General features: G+C 34.8%; 14 protein-coding genes and 1 rRNA gene. 2 read left to right on the forward strand and 13 right to left on the reverse strand.

What is annotated here, in order from left to right; translation table 11 throughout:
* The 10 genes from G622_RS0118595 to G622_RS24935 all read right to left on the reverse strand — a co-directional run.
* Nucleotides 1-93, reverse strand: a 16S ribosomal RNA gene (locus tag G622_RS0118595); the annotation flags it as partial.
* 528 nt (nt 94-621) lie between these two features.
* A complete protein-coding gene (locus tag G622_RS0118600; RefSeq protein WP_026511927.1) occupies nt 622-2220 on the reverse strand; it encodes an alpha-L-arabinofuranosidase C-terminal domain-containing protein in 1599 nt (532 codons plus the stop codon).
* 693 nt (nt 2221-2913) lie between these two features.
* Nucleotides 2914-3687 carry a hypothetical protein gene (locus G622_RS0118605; RefSeq protein WP_026511928.1) on the reverse strand — a complete coding sequence of 258 codons (774 nt, stop codon included), beginning with the start codon at nt 3685-3687 and terminating at the stop codon, nt 2914-2916.
* An 11-nt stretch (nt 3688-3698) separates the two neighbouring features.
* Nucleotides 3699-4358 (reverse strand): DUF4230 domain-containing protein, encoded by a 660-nt coding sequence (locus G622_RS0118610; protein ID WP_026511929.1) that lies wholly within the window; start codon nt 4356-4358, stop codon nt 3699-3701.
* A 23-nt stretch (nt 4359-4381) separates the two neighbouring features.
* A complete protein-coding gene (locus tag G622_RS23695) occupies nt 4382-4906 on the reverse strand; it encodes a SprT-like domain-containing protein (RefSeq protein ID WP_049945960.1) in 525 nt (174 codons plus the stop codon).
* Between the two features lie 162 nt (nt 4907-5068).
* Nucleotides 5069-5374, reverse strand: coding sequence for a hypothetical protein (locus G622_RS0118620; protein ID WP_026511930.1), 306 nt, complete (start codon nt 5372-5374; stop codon nt 5069-5071).
* 29 nt (nt 5375-5403) lie between these two features.
* Nucleotides 5404-7104, reverse strand: coding sequence for a MutS-related protein (locus G622_RS0118625; protein WP_026511931.1), 1701 nt, complete (start codon nt 7102-7104; stop codon nt 5404-5406).
* Between the two features lie 313 nt (nt 7105-7417).
* The gene (locus tag G622_RS0118630; RefSeq protein WP_026511932.1) at nt 7418-8665 is read right to left on the reverse strand and encodes a replication initiation protein; all 1248 of its coding nucleotides are present in this window, start codon (nt 8663-8665) and stop codon (nt 7418-7420) included.
* A 1100-nt stretch (nt 8666-9765) separates the two neighbouring features.
* Nucleotides 9766-10167 (reverse strand): hypothetical protein, encoded by a 402-nt coding sequence (locus G622_RS0118640; protein ID WP_026511934.1) that lies wholly within the window; start codon nt 10165-10167, stop codon nt 9766-9768.
* A gap of 5 nt (nt 10168-10172) precedes the next feature.
* Nucleotides 10173-10970, reverse strand: coding sequence for a ParA family protein (locus G622_RS24935; protein ID WP_049945961.1), 798 nt, complete (start codon nt 10968-10970; stop codon nt 10173-10175).
* A 2469-nt stretch (nt 10971-13439) separates the two neighbouring features.
* Here G622_RS24935 and G622_RS0118665 point away from each other — a divergent pair.
* A complete protein-coding gene (locus tag G622_RS0118665; protein WP_026511936.1) occupies nt 13440-13694 on the forward strand; it encodes a hypothetical protein in 255 nt (84 codons plus the stop codon).
* Between the two features lie 90 nt (nt 13695-13784).
* On the opposite strand, the gene G622_RS0118670 is transcribed toward G622_RS0118665, so the two are convergent.
* Nucleotides 13785-14471 carry an MIP/aquaporin family protein gene (locus tag G622_RS0118670; RefSeq protein WP_026511937.1) on the reverse strand — a complete coding sequence of 229 codons (687 nt, stop codon included), beginning with the start codon at nt 14469-14471 and terminating at the stop codon, nt 13785-13787.
* A 160-nt stretch (nt 14472-14631) separates the two neighbouring features.
* Here G622_RS0118670 and G622_RS0118675 point away from each other — a divergent pair, with 160 nt between their 5' ends.
* Nucleotides 14632-16077: a DDE-type integrase/transposase/recombinase gene (locus G622_RS0118675; protein ID WP_026511938.1), complete on the forward strand. Its 1446-nt coding sequence runs from the start codon at nt 14632-14634 to the stop codon at nt 16075-16077.
* A gap of 1156 nt (nt 16078-17233) precedes the next feature.
* Here the strand turns inward: G622_RS0118675 and G622_RS0118680 are convergent.
* Both G622_RS0118680 and G622_RS0118685 read right to left on the reverse strand, forming a co-directional pair.
* Nucleotides 17234-18148: a magnesium transporter CorA family protein gene (locus tag G622_RS0118680; protein WP_026511939.1), complete on the reverse strand. Its 915-nt coding sequence runs from the start codon at nt 18146-18148 to the stop codon at nt 17234-17236.
* 40 nt (nt 18149-18188) lie between these two features.
* Nucleotides 18189-18630 (reverse strand): substrate-binding domain-containing protein (locus G622_RS0118685; RefSeq protein WP_026511940.1); only part of this gene is annotated, 442 nt, incomplete at its 5' end.

The raw sequence follows: 18630 nt of genomic DNA on the forward strand, positions 1-18630 counted from the left end.
CGAAGCTTCATCAGCGATAATCTTCCGTTCGACTTGCATGTGTTAGGCACGCCGCCAGCGTTCATCCTGAGCCAGGATCGAACTCTCACGTTTAAATGTTTCTCAAACATCTCTGTTTAAGATCGTTCGTCTTCTGACCAGAACTTAAGCTTGGCTTTTGTTCTGTCCGTTTTACCTTTAGTTAGGTTGTTTTGTTCTCTGAATATTCTTTTTGGAATTTTCAGGGTTGCATTACTATTTCATTGTCAAAGTGCTTTGTCTTGGCGTGTCGCTCAAGGCTCAGTTAGATTATCATGCTGCAAATATAAAGTCAACACTTTTTTTAAGAAATTTTCTTAAGGAATTATTAAATTAACAATAAACCAGTAATTTTGCGGTTCTTACCCATTAAACTTTCGATATTTTATTGCTTTTTTCCGCAAATTATTTAAAAAATTTATTCACAGACATTTTCTTTATGTAAGTTATATCTGACTCTTCTATACCCCATCAATAGGATTATATTGTTTACACTAAGCTTGTAGAAAACCTCGCCAAGTAACTCTGTTCGAGCAAAAAAATTCTTGATGGCAAAAAGTCATCAAGAATTTTTATAAATTAACCTATGTAAAATCTGATAAATCAGCTTTCAAAAAGATAGACATTCCAGGACAGTGGTTTTACATACACCTTAAACTCTCCGTTTTCAAAGGTGAAGGATTCTTCTGTTTCAGGCATCAGGGCTTTATCATTTTCATATGTATTTTTAATATCCGGATAATCCGTATGCATCGTATATGCACCTGTGGGCTTATATCCTTCAAATCCCTTAAGATCAATTGTTAGCGGATATTCTGTTTCTTCATTTCTATTGATTGCAAATACTGCAATTCTCTTCTTTTCCTTATCCCAGGCACCTGCAGCATCTATATAATTAACACCTTCTTTACCTGTATATTGTGATGTATCTTCAATTGCATATCCAGGCATATCATAGGTCTCACAATCCACTTTGACATCCAGGGAAGTGCCCTTTGCATATTCAAGAAGCTGCATAAATACATAGTGAGAAGCGGACTTCCATACATGATCGTGGTTTGATGCAGCAAGAGCTGATAATCCTCCTGTCATGCAGCCTATTTTTACTCTGTCGGCATGACGTAGAAGTGCAAGCTGTATTGATGCCATCGAAAGTGCGTGTATCATGTCTCCTCCGGGAAACTCACGCTCAGGCATATTATCCGGATCATGCTTTATATACCTTCTTTCCGGGTCAAAACGATAATGGTTTCTCGCCATATTGTATCTTCCATATCCCGGATGCAAAGGTTCTAAAGGTCTTACCATCGCACCATATTCATCAAAAGATATGTTAACCTGCTTAGGAGACCTATGCTTTGATGCCACATAATCGATCATTGCAATCTCTGTATTAATGAAGTCCTCATAATATAAGGAGCCTCCAAGCAAAGCCTTTATATCTCCGGGAGGTGCGCTATGATAATGATGTACCGACACATAATCAACTACATCGAAACACTTATCAAGAGCCTTCATATCCCATTCCGGGAAGCCTTCCATAAAAGGTGCTGAAGATCCGCATACAGCAGTTTCTATTGTCTCATCAATCCACCTTATCGCCTTCGATGATTCAAGGACTTTTGAGCCATACCCTTCCGGGTTACTGCTAAATGATCCAAGCTGCCAGGGGCCATCCATCTCATTTCCCAGATACCACATCTTCACGTTATATGGTTCGTCATGGCCGTTCTTTCTTCTCATATCCGACCAATATGTACCACCTTTATGATTTGTATATTCCACAAGATCCATGGCATCCTGAATCGTTCCTGTTCCCATATTCACAGTATAAAGCGGTTCGGTTCCCGCCTTTTCTGCCCATTGAAGGTATTCATCATGACCTACTTCATTCGTATAATACTGATGCCATGCCGGATCAAGACTTACTTTTCTTTCATCGACAGGACCAATTGAGTTTTTCCATTGCCAGCATGATACAAAATTTCCTCCAGGCATTCTTACTGCCGGAAGATTTGTCTTTTTTATAGCATCTAAAAAGTCCCTTCTAAATCCCTGCTCATCAGCAGTAGGATGTTTGGGATTAAACATTGTTCCGTTAACAATCGTTCCGATTGGTTCCATAAAAGCTGAGAATAATCTGTCTGATATACTTCCTACTTCATATGATGGATGAATCGTAATTTTGGCATTTTGAGCCATGTCTTGTCACCTCCGGATATATAGTAATTTTTATAAGTAAATTGGTAACTTTATTACAAGCTGTAAGCAGTTGAAAGCAAATCTTGTTCAGAAACTCCACACTAAGTTCAGCTAACCCTCACTAGTGCTGCTGTCATTAAATACCTCTACTTTTTACGAAGTATAAATTGTTCTTCTGCAAGGCGGAGGAATGAGTCGTACCGGGCGGTACGGCGATTGACGCCAACGCAGCAGAAGACAATTTAGACAAGTAATAAAGTCGACTTATTTGATGACAGTAGCACTAGTTGTTCTACTCAAATAAATACGAATTTCGCTTGCGAAATTCTCGCGCTGTTGTACGATGTCCGGGAGACATCGGTTCTGCAACGACCGAAGTTAAACATAAACACGGTTGCTTTAGTAACTTATCTTTTAGGAAATCCAACTAAAATTTACTAAAAAAGGATTTTGCATGCAAAATCCTCGCGCGCGAGCGGTATTGCGAAGCAATTAAATACCTTTCCGCGAGCTGCGCATCCCACGGAGTGCTTTTTATCATATAGGAAATCCAACGGAATTTCCTATATGATAAAAAAGTCTTACGCGCTATATTAATTTAGCACATAAGACTCTTTTTCTCTTAAAAAATCTTGTTCAGATTATGCCAATTATTGCTAAAAAGGCACTTATTTTAATGACTTTTTCTACTATCTACTGCTTCTTAAACTTCTCTAAAACAGATGCCATTTCACCTGCTTCAATGGTGAGAACATTTGATGTAAATACCGTTTTAACAATCCAGATAAGGAAAACAAATACCAATATAGGTATGATGCAGGCTGTAACGATCATGACTGCCAACGATTCCAGTAATCCACTTAAAAATATAGTCACTCTATCGACTGTATTACTTGTTATTGTTGTCAGTTCTCCCAGTAGTCCGCCTCCCGTCTCTCCTTCTATATTCAGCTCATTATATTCTTCTACTGTGTTATTCACCCTTTCTGCCTGTGTCTGATATACCATATCCGACAGCTTTACACTGGCAGGAACTATTAAGAATAGAACTATTCCAATAAATGCTATCTTTCCTGCGATAGTTATCCAATTCTTTTTTCCAAATATTACTGCCCCACACAATATCAGACAGGCAAATGGAATAAACAGCGAAAAAGTCACAACCCCTGTAATCCCTATCATAAACTTCTCAAGATATAATGCGCTGAGTATCAATAAGAAATACTTAGCCAGTTCTGCAAGCTGCTCTGCGATGGGAGTACACATATCTCCCGGAAGAAGTGACAATGTAGCTGATGTAGCTGCTGCACCACCGGAAAGTGTCATGACAGTGCTTATCTTCTCTTCTGTCTGTTCTATTGAATGAACATGAGTCTGTGGATCAGCAGCCCACGGCGCTATTCTTGTAAAAGATACTACGGCTATTAGGATTAAAACGGTTACAAGTGCAATTTTTCTGATATCCATTCTCAGCCTCCTCACTTAAAGTCAATAGTATAACCAGACATCTGTGGAAAATTTCTGATAAAATTCATAACGAGATTTTTAGCCTGTTCATCTGATCTTTCAAGGATTCCACTATCCAATGCCTTCTGTTTTGCTGTATTTTCAAACTCTGCAAGCGAAATATTATAGTCTTCAAGTTTTAGCGGATTCCAAAGTGATTCGTTTTCGGAGTAGATTCTGAATGTGTCTTTATCAATTGTAACTGCCTGGATTTCAGACTCCGGAAGAATTACCAGAATAGTCTTTTTATCATCATCCTTATTTATCTGAATTTTCTCAAAGTCTATTCCCGCCATGACAGAACCATCATAGCTATATACAAATTCTGATGAGGTCGGTATTACCCAGATATTTTTTTCCTTCGTGTATGTTTCAACCTGAGTAAAATAGTATTCCTGTGTCATGAGAATACCCATATTTGAAAGACCATCCTGTATTGTTTCGGTACTAATGGATACAAGTGTCTTGTCTTCTTTTGGTTTAATCTTTGATATTGTAGTTTGCTCAGTCTGTTCGTTCGCACGCTGATTACTGCTCTTTATGTATCCTGTAAGTAGAATTATTATTGCAATTACAGATATAGTTATTATCAAAAGGTAAAATATCCTGCTTGCTTTCTTAAAGCTATCCATGGAAATCCTCCTATTTATGCATATTAATCAAAATTGTGCCTGACGGTTTTCTTTTTCCAATCTACTGCTCCACATTTGGTACAGCCATAATATCTGTAGTATCTTGTAAACTTACTGTCGCGCTTTCTATAGATTTTCGCACCGCATCCACCACAGGTAAAAACATACTTAACAGATCTGCTGTCAGGCTTGTAATTTTCTACTCCTTTTTCTGTACCACTGGTCACACGCTTTATATTGTAACCATATTGTTGATTCATCATCTGAGCATATTTTTTCCATCTGCCTTGATGTTTCATGCATCCGTTGCAGGTATGGAGAAGCTCATGTATTATCGTTTCTTTACATGCTTTCTCCGATATGCGCTCATCAATAAGAAGCATCTGTGCAATCTGAATTGAGTAAGTGCCGTCTATTTCCATTTTGCACTGTCCCCATCTACTCTTTGCACGGGTATTGATTTTCCATTCTTTTATTGTTCCTATCTGTATTCCAAGTGCAGATATTTCTGACAGGCATTCTTCTTTTAATCTTTCAAAATCTTTCATTTATTATCCTGAATTTTCTATAGTGTAATTATTTTTATAAGAAAGGATATCATTGTGTACGATGCTCATCTTTATTCTGATTACAAAATGAATACAGCCATATACAAGCAATCGGGTAAATCACAATTGATATGAGCTACGCTTATACTGTATATTTTCCTTTCACCCGATTATTGAAGGAAAGATGGATATCTCATTGGACAGTAGTTCTTTATCATTACACAGACATGAAGTGATCATCATGTCATATCCCTTTGAACCAAGCCTTCTCTCACCTTTGAGAATAAGGTGAATCTTCTTATCCTCGGTCATATATTCTTCAGAAATAGAATGACCAATCTCCCCATTTTCCAAAACCTTCCTGAAATCCCCTAAAAATGCAGGGATTAGGACTTTTCCTGTTTTATTTCCGTACTCCGGCCCATATATTATATTAATTTCATTTTGCAAAATCTCTTGAAAAATCATATATACTCCAATAACACTGTAGCTAACTATTAGTTTTTTATTAAAAGGTCGTATGTAACTCCATATTTTTTCGCAATATCACTGGCATATGACATTCCTTTAGGAGGTGCAACCTCAATTTTATAGGATCTGTTTCCTTCATCCGCACATACAATCAATGACGATGCCCTGTATTCTTCAGATTCATTGTTTATATCAGATACATCATATGCAAGCTTGTGCATATGCGTATTGTATATTGTTCTTATTCCCTTTTGCAGAATGGCTTTGGTACAGTCTTTTGCTATATAGTATCCTTCTTCAAATGATGTTGTAGAAAAAGTCTCATTCAGAAGAATCAGACTATTACCTGAAGCCTCTACATATATTTCTTTGAAACGCTTGCATTCTTGCCCAAGTCTTCCAAGATCCATGGTCTTATCTTCATCAGCAGGAAAATGTGTAAATATCATATCAATTGGCTTGTATGAAAAGTTTCTTCCAGTAACATAAATTCCCCCCTGTGCCATAAAGAACAATTGTCCAATCGCCTGTGTAATTGTGGTTTTTCCACCTCTGTTTGCACCGGTAAGGATATAAACACAATGCTCTCTGTCAAATGTAAGATTATTGCTGACAATATTCTGCGGTGATGCTCCATCTTCTATAATAAGCTTCATGTTATATACTCCGCCTGAATACATAGTTGCATCAGATGATGATTCTGTGAATCCGTCTGTATCAGGTTTGCAGAATTGAAAACCTCTCTGTATGAGTTTTTCTATAAATTCTGCCCATCTTATATAATATATGAACTCCGGCATCAGATCTGTAATGTCAGTTATAGTAAGCATTGTGTATTTTCCCAGAATTTCTCTTAAATGCTTTACTGTACTGCTAAGCATCCGCTCAGTTATTTCATCCATATAATTAGTTATACTGCGGGTACTTTCATCAGATTCCGAAACACTTTTAATACTCATTAACGCAAGAGGGCTGAGTGGTGGAATAACTGGTATCTGAGACTGTAATAATGGATTTTTCGCAGTGAATTCGTCAAATTTATAGCTTCCATCCCAGTCGTTTCCATCATTAACATTATCTTTTCCTGAAACCTTATCTATAAAATGGCTTATAATATGTGACTTTGTAAAAGGCTTGTTATTTAAGGAGATTATTCCTATCCCACAAGCTTCAAATCGTTCATTTAGATTAATTCCTACCGTAACACTCTTTAAATTTTGTGTATTTGCTTTAAGTTCTTCAATATCTTTGCGGAGTCCTTCGAATCCATTATCATCATGCAGAGCATTAACATAATCCTTTAGAGCAAGAAGTCCTTCCGAATGGATATCAGCTTCGCTAAGGCACTTTCTCAAAGCATCAATTCCTGCAATATAGTCCCCTATTTCATCGAGCCTGTGAAGTAAATCCCACACTCCCGGATTATGGTCATGATCATGCTTATAACTTCCATATTCCTTGAGAAAATTAATACGATCCAATGTTTCCATAATATTCTCACGCAGGGAAGGATTGCTGATAATATCATTAAAAACGTCTGCTCTGTAAGTGGCAGTCCTTTTATCGTCTGTAATCAGACTCATTACGTTTAAAATATACTGTCTTTCATTTGGCTGCGCTGACAGTTTATTTATTACTGTATCCATGCCGATATCGTGAACAGCTATTTCAGATATTTTTTTAAATTCAAGTTCTTTATTTGGGAAAAGCAGACTGATTTTTGACATAATAATCTTCTTCCTTAAATTGTAAGTGTTATAGCAATGATTTTACTATATTTATGTACATTCGCACTACTTAAAACTTACCTTTTGACGATTGCTTTTCCAAACTGCTAAAAATAAATCGGAAATTTTTAATAGAAAATATTTAAGAAAACAAAACACTAGCCCTCGCATAGCGATGAAAAGTTTAGTGCTCTGCTTTGCTCATCCTTAACCCAATTGCAATACCTGAAAATCATATTGTATAGCAATTGAATTAATCATGAGTAAAACAGTTCAATAGTTTAATTCCCCCTCTTTAAACTACTACTTGGTTTTAGTTATCTAACAACTGCGCTTCAATGATGTCGTAGTCATATGAATTCTGCTGAAACTCATTAAAGCTGCCTTTTTTTGCCCTTTGAACCGGAGCTTCATAGCCTTCCTTAATGGCCTTGATCAAGAATCCTGTAATATTATCAATCCTTCCATTTGTAGCATCCAGAACCTTGCAGGCTTTATCGACTTTTTCTATATCATATTCAGCAGCTTCTGCAATAGCTCTAAGATCTCTGACTTTCAAATTGCCGTAGATCATATCACTAATCTGATCGATAAAGCTATCTTTCTCTTCAGAAGTCAAAATTCTTACTTTCTTTTCTTCGACAAGTCTTGTCTTTTTCTTGTCGTAAATAAAGAAACGGATTGAATGTATCCTGCCGCCTCTTCCTGACTTAATAGGCTCATATTCAAACCTGATACTTGTGAGCTTATCAAGTTCTTCCTTTGCTTTATCAAGTGTATTCTTTCTAAATGTACTAAAAACGCTGTATTTAGGCTTGCCTGTTTTATTTGTTCCTTTATCCTTTTTGCGCTCTGCTGTTTCCTGTGATAATTGCTCTATATATTCAAAATCAACATTAGACTTTTTAAGCGCGTTATATATTTCTTTATTTTCGTTGGGGTCGATAATTCCCAATCTCAATTTAAGGTCAGTAAGATTGATAACCAATATGTATGGTTCAGAATTATCAAGATTTTCACCACGGCGATGGGCAATATAACTCTGCTTATCGAACTCAGCTTTAAGAATCTCATATATTCTGTAACTATAGATACTCTTAAGAGGAATGGTATCTTCAAGGGAAAACATTGTATAGTTTTCCTTAAGCTGATAAAGCTGGTCCGTAATTCTGTTATTGTAACGCATCTCAAGAATTCCATCTTTAAACTTGCAGTCTGTAACTACATTCAGAGCCTCAAGTTCCTGAGTCTGATCATTAGTGTAAATAATTCTCCAGTCAAGTAAAGATGCTTTTTCTTTCTCAGGTTCTACAAGGTCTCTGATATGCTCATAGAATGAACCGCCCTTACTTCCGAATATTCTTCTTAAATCACCACCATGTAAAGTAGTGACCAGCTGTCCTGTTCTATCATCAAGTTGTGCCTGTTGGATTCCAACGGAAAAAATCTTCTGAGCCAGAAGTGAAGTTGTCCCCTTAGCATTAATCAGGCTATTAGATTTGGAATACTGTCTGCCCTTCAGGATGCTAAGATCGTATGAATCATCTTTTTTCTTACCCATGTTTCCCCCAATACTTATAATCCTTTTTCATATAAAAAATTATATTTGAAAACAAACATATTTTCAACCTCAAATCTACATACCTTATCCCCCATTACGTCACAAGTGATTATATCATACTTTCATCTTAACCCTAATACTTTCACTTCTTGTTCCCAATAACGTCATATGTTCTAAAATATTAAAAAGTAATGACGTATTTGGGAATACTTCTGTTTTTGACTGTTATAGTCAACCATTTTCTGCTATCATTATCATTCCCTTTTACGTCACAAGTTAAATCTAAATCATTCCCTTTTACGTCATAACTTAATTTTAGGAATCCCTTTTTCGTCATAAGTTTGATTTTTCTATTCCCTTTTACGTCATAAGTTATTAAATGTAATGCTTTTCCCATTTCCTCTTATCCTATATTTTGTAAAAAAAATAATGGGATAACAATTTCTTGTTCCCATCATTTTCTATTAATTATTTTCTGGTATTATATTGTTTGTGTTCCCTTTTACGTCACAAGTTATAACTTCGTACCTTTTTAGGTCATAAGTTAGACGATATTCATTCCCTTTTACGTCATAAGTTAGGCTGCAAACCTATCACCTGTACATTATATTCACAGTAAAAAACCTCTATTTAAGCCACTTAGTATATTTGATTCCCTTTTACATCACAAGTTAATAAATTTTTTCCCTTTTACATCATATTAAATCCCCTATTACGTCACAAGTTACGCCATTCAAGTCATAATGAGATTCCCTTTTACGTCATAAAAAACGTTCCCTTTCTCATCACTTTTTGCGTCCTAAAACATCATAACTTAATCCCTTATACGTCATTGGTATTTCCCATTAACGTCATAAGTTAAACAAAAAATCCAGTTATTATGCGGTTTCTCTTAGTATTAATATAAATAAAAGAAGTGTTGTATTAAACAATATAAAAAACACAACACTCTTTTGCTGAGGTAAATTATGATAGGAAATTTAATGTTTGAAGTATTTTCTATGATCAGGAGTAAACCTTACAACTAATTAAAGAATATATTGTATTCATATTTGAATTATTGTAAATGCCACCTTGTCATAATTAAGAACTTTAAAATCTTATTTTTTGTAAATATTTTTTCTTACTGTATCATAATATTCTTTGTTATTGGAATAATCTGCTTTTAAAAGATCAACGATATAATCTACTCTTGTCTTCCCGCTTGCTGCTGATGCAACTGTAAGCATTTCTTTTTCTGAAACGGATAGTTTGATATTAAAAATACTTCTTTCTTCATCTGTTTTTCTGGGACGTCCAACCTTCTTTTTTTCCTTTAAAGGGGGATTTATGGATGTTTCTTCAAAAGTAGGAGGTAATTCTTCTTCGTGAGTTGATTCAGGAATTACCGGTTCTTTGGAAGACTCTGGTGCTTCTTCATAAAGCTGATCAACGAAATCATCAGTTGCTGTTTTATTTCTTTGCTTATATTGAGTCAGAAATCTGTTTTGTCTTTCTCTCATTTTCTTTACTCCTGTTCTGTTCTGCTTATTATTTCATCTACTATATTTCTATAATCAATCGCCGGAGTAGATGACTTTTTGTAATGTTGAACAGGTTTATGCATCATTTTTGATTCATCTACAGCAGCTGCTTCTCTAACCGTCATAATAAATGGCTTCTCATCTGTTTTTATGTCAGATGGAATTTCATTATCGATTTTTTCATTAATAATTTCGATGACTGCCTTACCAATGTTAGTATCTCTAAATCTTGTGACAATTATTCCCATAATTTTTGATTCAGATAGTTGGCGTTTTCCAGGCTTATGGAATTTCATCATATCTGTTGTGATGGCATCAATACCATCTATACTGTCCTCACCGGAATCTACGCACATAATAAAATAATCTGTTGCTAAATAGCTCATGTTAAGAAGCTTGTTTCTGGCAGGAGCTGTGTCGATGAGTATGTAGTCATAATCTGGGCCAACAGCTTCGATTAAATCTGCCAAAAGATAAGCATCCTGTACGTCTTCAAATTCCTTATCAGCACGGGACATGGAAGGTGATCCGGCAATAAGATCATACCCTGCAGGTACTTTCTGTATTGCCTTGTTCAGGTCAACTTTTTCTTCTTTAAATACTTCAAAAATTGATGGAAGTGTTCTGTCAGCTTCAGCGTTTTTAGTAAGGTTACATTGCTGATCAAAGTCGATGGCTAAAACTTTTTTTTCAAGCTTAGTAAGTACTGTAGCTATTTCTACAGTGGATGTTGTTTTTCCAACACCACCCTTTTGGTTTGCAAGTGCAATTGTGATTGCCATTTTAATTCTCCTTAATTAAGTAAATATGAAATACACGAATAAAAACGTAAATATAAAATATAAAGAATAAGTATAAATATATGATAAATATGAAATATATAAATTATTTTAGCACCGATATAGGCGCATGTAAACAAAAAGTAAATATTATAAATAAAGGATATAATATAAATAACGTATATATAAAATACAGGATAAAGTGAAAATATACGATTAATTACAGAAAAATAATGGACGATTTTACATAAACGAGTATCGAAATATAAATAACATAAATATTAAATATAAAAAATATTATTTTGTTTTTTTTATATTTAAAGTATTTAAGCAGTGGATTTTCCAGATGATTTGAAGCATATAGGTGCTGTTATACATATAGTAATATAGTGTATAGATTAAACAAATGTTGGATAAAATTATTGAGATTATCAGAGTCAGGTATGTAATGAGTTTATTTTATCCAGTTCGGTATGTTACTGTATTGGATAAGTAATAATTAATTATTTTCTATAGATATAAATCTGATTTATAGAAATTAATCCTGATAATGTAAATGAAAAAAATCAAACATTATATGTAAATATTTACCTACTGTTCTGTCTAACATTACTCATAATCAGTCAGATTATTAATAAATGATTTTATCTGCTTTTTTGAAAATTTTGATGATGTCATCGTTTCAAATTCCATTTTCTTCCTTGTATATGAAACAATTTGCTGCACAATTTAACTATAGATGAGCAAGCAACATACTTCTAATAAAAGGGGAAATCTAAAACAAATGAGTAAATAATATAAATTAGAAATATATAAAAATAGTAACTATTTAAATTAAAATATATGATCCGTTAAATTTTTAAAAGAAAAAACATGAAGAAATTTTGTTAAGCTCATAAAGGGATAACAGGATTTTTTAAGAAATATTTATAAGCCTAGATAATATATATAATATATTTATAATAAATAATATATTTACAAAAAGATATCGAATTAGTTAATAGTAAATATTTAAAATACAAGTTAAATAAAATTACAATGTAGTAATAAAAATAAATGTTAAATATTATAAATTTACGAAATGAAAATAAAGTCAGTAACGAATAATGTTAAGTATGAAATTTACTATATATAATAAATATATAATATACAAGAAATTCCCAGGAATTAAATTGGAAAAGAAAATTAATTATAAATATACGAAAACTATTAAATATATTTTAAGTTATAAATATATTTTAAGTTATAAATATATTTAATAGATGAGAAAATACCACTGAGAAAAAAGTTTAAAATTTACGAAATGATATTAAAGATATTAAATTTACGAAATGACAATCGTGATAATTTAAATATAACTAAAAGAAGTAGTTAATTTAATAATTATAACTTCCTGCAGGAAATGAGGCGATCACTCCCAAAAATCCTGGGTTAAAAAGAGTAATAAAGTATCAGCTGCAAGAGGTACATCACTTATGGCCAAACTCGAAGGATTGCCCTTGTTTAACAAGGAACTGTTTCAATACGTTTCCCGTTTTATGAGGATAAACAAAAATCGATAATTATTAGTTTACTAAATATACACAACACTAAATAAAATTAATATGTTATGTAAAATATATATTTATTAAATATAATATATTAGATAAATAAGATATATTTGATAAATATGATATATTTAATAATATGTAAAAACTCCCTTACGTTATGAAGGCAAAGAGTTCAAGAGTCAGGTGTTATGCAGAATATACTCATTACTTCGAAATAAGAATGTTCAATACACATAAAGATTTAGAGTAAATTATTAATTCTATAAATATTAAATCTATGAAATATCGTATAAGTAATAGAATTAGATATATATAATATTATAAATTTATATTATATAAAACTGGAGTCTGATGCTTATTTCTTCCAGATTAAAAATTAGTTGTCTTCCAGATTAAAATATGCTGTAAAGAAGAATAATATAAATAAAGAATTTACAAATAATAAAAAATTTAATGTATATAATGAAAATAGTAGATTCAATGAATATGTAATGAATAAGAGAATTATAAATATACGAAATTTATTAAATGCATTAAATACTCAAAAAAATAAAAAAGTTCATCAGAAATTATTGAATAATGTTAGTGAATAATTATTGTTTAGAAAGAATTAATTCAAAATTACTATTTCTTTAAGTATGTTGTATCCGGTAGTAGGGTATGATTTTAAGTAGCTTTTTAAACTAAAGCATTATTGTAAGAGAGGGTGATCATTAGCCCATGTTCATTTTTGATTGATGGTATCCGTATTCGACTGAAGTTGGTCGCATATAAATTATCATTTATTAGGAGGTAGTAAATAATGAAAATTACAACATTTAATCCTATGGTCACAACACCGAAAGCTGATGATGTGGTAAAGCTTTTTGAGGATCTTGTTTTTTAGAAGACACATTCTCCGGTTACTGAGACAGAGACAGGAATGGTTGAATCATTCCGTATGAAAAATCAGGATGGATTTCATATAGATGTGGCTAATGTAAGCCAATTACCTCAGGATAAAGTACTTATAAGGATGAATGATGAAAATTTTAAGGAAGCATATGATATTCTTATTGCAAATGGATTTACAAATACAAGAGGTGATGGAAGCATTGAAACATCAAGTTCTAAAGCAGCTACAATGGTTTCTCCGTCGGGATTTACTATTAGTCTTATAGAGCATAAAAAGGATTAAACAACAAGAATAATAACATTGAAAGAGCCTTAGGTCGAATAACCTAAGGCTCTTGTGCTACTAATTTTTTTTAAATTAATATTTATGATATTAGTCTTCAAGATATTTATAAATTACAGCAGCAAGAGCAGCTCCAACTAACGGACCAACGATAAATACCCATAATGATGTGATAGGAGCAGTATTTCCGGAAATTGCTGCAGCAATGGCAGGTCCCAAGCTTCTTGCAGGATTAACGGAAGTACCTGTTAATCCGATTCCAAGAATATGTACAAGAGTAAGAGTTAATCCTATGATGAGTCCACCAAAGGAGCCATGGTTAGCCTTCTTAGAAGTAACGCCAAGTATAGTAAGAACAAAAATGAAAGTCAATACAATTTCTACAAGTAATCCTGCAATGGCACTACCACCAACACCTGCGAGACCATTTGATCCAAATGCGCCTGTCTGGTCAATTACACCACCTGAACTAAATATAATTGCTAATATGCCTGAGCCTATCAGAGCACCGATACATTGTGATATTACGTAACCGATGAAATCGTTTAGTTCAATTCCTCCGCTTATGAGAACACCTAAAGAAACAGCCGGATTGATGTGACAGCCGGAGATGTTCCCAACACAATATGCCATTCCAACGATTGTGAGGCCAAATGCAAGGGCTGTCAGAAGATAGCCGCTGCCGTTAACAGCATCGCATCCTACCAACATCGCAGTACCACAGCCAAGAACAACAAGTGTACAGGTTCCAATACATTCTGCCAGATACTTCTTCATACCATTACCTCCTTAAGAAAGTCGGTAGTGTCAAATTAACTACCCATTTTTAGTTCTAAAACCTTGATTTATCGGGAGTTCAAAATAAAAAGAGCATTGACCTCCCTTTTTGGTATAATGTCAGCGACCAAACTCACAAAATAACCCGGAGACAATGCTCGTGAACATTATACTTTATTTACTTCAAATCATTCAACAACTCTATCAGCAAAACTGCTGGCTGATTAATTTCATCTGCAGATATATACCTCTAAAGCAGTGGGCTTTCGATGATTCTCATTCTCCCAAATATCAAAAGTTCAAAGTCGATGAACTCCCTAAGATTGTCTATTACCATCAGGATTGGGACTGGAAAGATCTCAATAACTACTATGCCCAGCGCTATGGTAAGGCCATCAAACCGATCAAGCGCCGCTCTGAATGCGATATTCCAGAGGACTGTACCTGTCCTTCATGCCATGCCCCACAGCCTTATCTTTACAAGAACAATGGTAAGGCAGGACAGCTCATGTGTAAGATCTGCCAGACTGCTTTCAATCCCGGAGACAACCGCTTTGATAATCAAATGTCTCTAAAGTGCCCTCACTGCCAGCATACCCTTGTTCGGAAGAAAGACCGTAAGCATTTCGTCATCCACAAATGCGTTAATCCCAAGTGTCCCTACTATCTCCACAACCTCAAGAAAGTCGACAAAGAAGATCTTGCTGAAGACCATGGAAAGAACAAATATAAGCTCCATTACATCTACCGTGAATTCACGATAGATTTCTTTAAGATGGATCTAAACTCTCTCCCCAAGAATGCATCGTCGCTTAAGTTCAACAAACACAATGCTTACATCATGTCCCTCTGTCTTACATTCCACGTTAATCTCGGATTGTCTCTACGCAAAACAAGGCAGGCATTATCAGACCTGTATGGTATATCCATATCCCATCAGCAGATAGCGAACTACTGCAAAACGGCAGCCATATGCGTCAAGCCTTTTGTCGATAACTATCCCTACGAGAAAGGTGCTGCTTTTGCTGCCGATGAGACCTACATCAAAGTCCGTGGCATTAAAAGCTATATCTGGCTCATAATTGATGCTGCATCCAGAGCCATCATTGGCTATCAGGTATCTGATAACAGAGGCGTTGGTCCATGCATCCTCGCCATGAGAATGGCCTTAAAAGGTATCACTGAACTTCCCAAGAACTTTAAGTTTATAGCTGATGGTTACAGTGCCTATCCTTTAGCTGCACAGCAGTTTTTCCACGAGTTTGGAGAAAAGCTCAAGTTTGAAATCACTCAGGTAATCGGTCTCCAGAACGAAGACGAAGTATCCAAGGAATACCGTCCTTTCAAGCAGATGATTGAGCGACTTAACCGCACTTATAAAGCCTCATATCGCATTACCAATGGATTCGATAATTACGATGGTGCCAACTATGATCTGACTCTCTGGGTTGCGTATTATAACTTCCTGAGGCCGCATAAGCACAATGGTTACAGGCCTCCAGTTGTAGATGAGATTCTGTCAAAGGCTGAAAACATGCCCGCTAGGTGGCAGCTGATGATCTACATCGGTCAGAAGAAGATACTTGAACTTCAGGCTGCCAGCTGATTGTTCTTAGATTCTGAGCCTGAGGTAATAACCCAGCCACCGCGTTAGCGGCTTGCCCTTGATGGCACAAAAAATAACTGCTACACTGCTGCAAACGACGGAGAAAATCTGATTGTTCTTGAGTTCTTCGCCGTCGGTGATTAACCGTCAGCAGTTATTTTTTGTGCTGTCAAGGGTGGCGTCCGGCTACCTCAACCTATATATCTGCAATTTTCAAGGTTCATCTGAGCCTATTTTTTTGACCCAGTTTTTTTCATAGATCATTTGACACTATCAGAAAGTCTTTTCATCCCCAAATAACGATGATTTATACACGTTTCACCATTATTATAGCACTGATATAATTCATTAAAAGCATAAAATTAAAGTGCTCTAAACAAAATTATATGTAAATCTGATATATGTAATTTATTTAATTTACGATATTAATATACTAAAATTAATGGTAAGTAGCAGAAAATCTAAGACCATATTTATAAAATATAGGTTTTTTTATCAGGAAAAGAAGCGGTAGTGGGACAGTCCTGGAGAAGTGAGGAACGTATCCGAAGGGCTGGTTATAAGTGGATACTGCTTGAGGTGGATTCTTTATGACTTTTTTGGGCGAAGAATACGTGTGGGAGGGCACCTTTTGTTCCACAAGAAGGAATATAAATTTGATTCATAAATATAATAAAGCTGAAATTTATATTACATAAATTTCAGCTTTATTATAAAGATTTAATTACTGAATTTTAAGTGTTCATATTTTTCAATAACAGCTTAAAATATTGTGATATCTTTGGGTGAAGCATCGCCGCCCTTAATATCCAGACCCTCATGAGAACCGCAGGAAAATTCTATGCATCAGTAAAGCATCGCTACCTTTGCTGATATTAACCTTTCGGACTTGCACTTAGCCTTGGTAAAGCATCTCTACCTCGGCTGTGCTTGTCCTTTGTTCTGTCTTAATAATAAGCTAGTGTTTTGTCTGGGTGACTTTTGATTTAATTACGAAGTATCATTCTCAATAGGCTAGGAATCTGAATGAGTCGTAGCGGTGGCTACGGCGATTGAAGATGACGAAGCGTATTGAGAATTAGACAAGTAATTTATCAAATTGTCATTCAGACAAGACACTAGCGTGTATCACAGATTTATCACACAGTTAAGAAAATCAGAGCCATTTCTTTTTCTTAAAGAATAATAAGCTACAAACAACAATTACAATACTTACACCGAATACAATCGGGTAACTGTACCGATACTCCAATTCAGGCATGTATTTGAAGTTCATGCCATACCATCCGACAATGAGTGTGAGAGGCATAAAAATAGTGGTTACAACCGTGAGAATGGTCATAATACGATTCTGCTTAATATCGAGGTGAGCTTTGTATAAATCGCGTATCTGCATTGTGTAGTCACGAAGGGAGACAGATCTGTCACGGAGTCTTGCTATGCGATTAAGGTATAGACGAAAATACCTGAGATTATCTGTTTTGAAGAAGCAATTTTCATTTTCTTCAAATTCCTGAGCCATGTCTGCGAGTTGCTCATAATGAATCAGAAGATCACGGATATCGCCTCTGATATCATTTACTCTTCCTGAGTTAAGATTTTCTTCTTCGCTTAGAATAGCCTGTTCCATGGAATCAAGTTCGCGCTCATATTTCTCCATTAAACGAAGATCGTCCTTGATGATCTGATCGAGAAAATCATAAATAAAGCGTTCAAGACTGGGAAGCTTCCAGTGGCGCGTCTTCTGGATGTTACGAATATACTTCTCTGATTCACCGGAATCGTCTATAAATACAATTCCTTTTTCATCAAGCGCGAAAGCAAAGGTACTGTCGCTTGAAAGATTACTTCTGTCTGGTATTGAAAAAGTTCCGGTAAGTGAATCATAGTTTACTTCAGCCATGGTAGAGAAAATCTCACTTGAATCGGGTTCGATTTCTATCCCCATATCAAAAGTTTCTTTGTCGGTTTCCCATTCCTTAGTGGTAAGAATTGCAACATATTGCTCAGTAGCACTATTTAAAGCTGATTTATTTACTTCTTCTAAGACTTCTTTTATTAAGAAAAACATATCTTTTCGCTCCAATCAAAAATATTTTTAAACAGCGTTATTATATAAGTATTCTTGATTCGCGGTAGACTATATCAGGGCGCACATAAGTAAGTTCATAAGGAGCATCCGGATTAGCTATTCTATAGAGTGCCTGGCTTGCAAGTCGTTTGCCTAGATGATCGGTTTTTACTTCAGCGGTTGTTATCTGACCATCTACATTGGTATATTCATCACTAGCGTCGAAACCGGTGATTATGATTCCGTCAGGAATTCTTTCCGGGTGTTCAGAAAAGTAAAACTGGATAAAATGAGCTATATAATCGCTTACGCAAACAAAAGCTTCAGGCAGCGAATTAAGCGAGTCGAGAAAATCAAATATTATCTGTTTATATGAATATATATCAAATGGGGTAGTTAAACAAAATTTATCCTGCTTTTCAATATCATAGACTTTGAGACATTCACAAAAGCCTTTATATCTGTCCATGTTTGTTCTTGCG

Source organism: Butyrivibrio sp. LC3010, assembly GCF_000424385.1.
Taxonomy (GTDB): Bacteria; Bacillota; Clostridia; order Lachnospirales; family Lachnospiraceae; genus Butyrivibrio.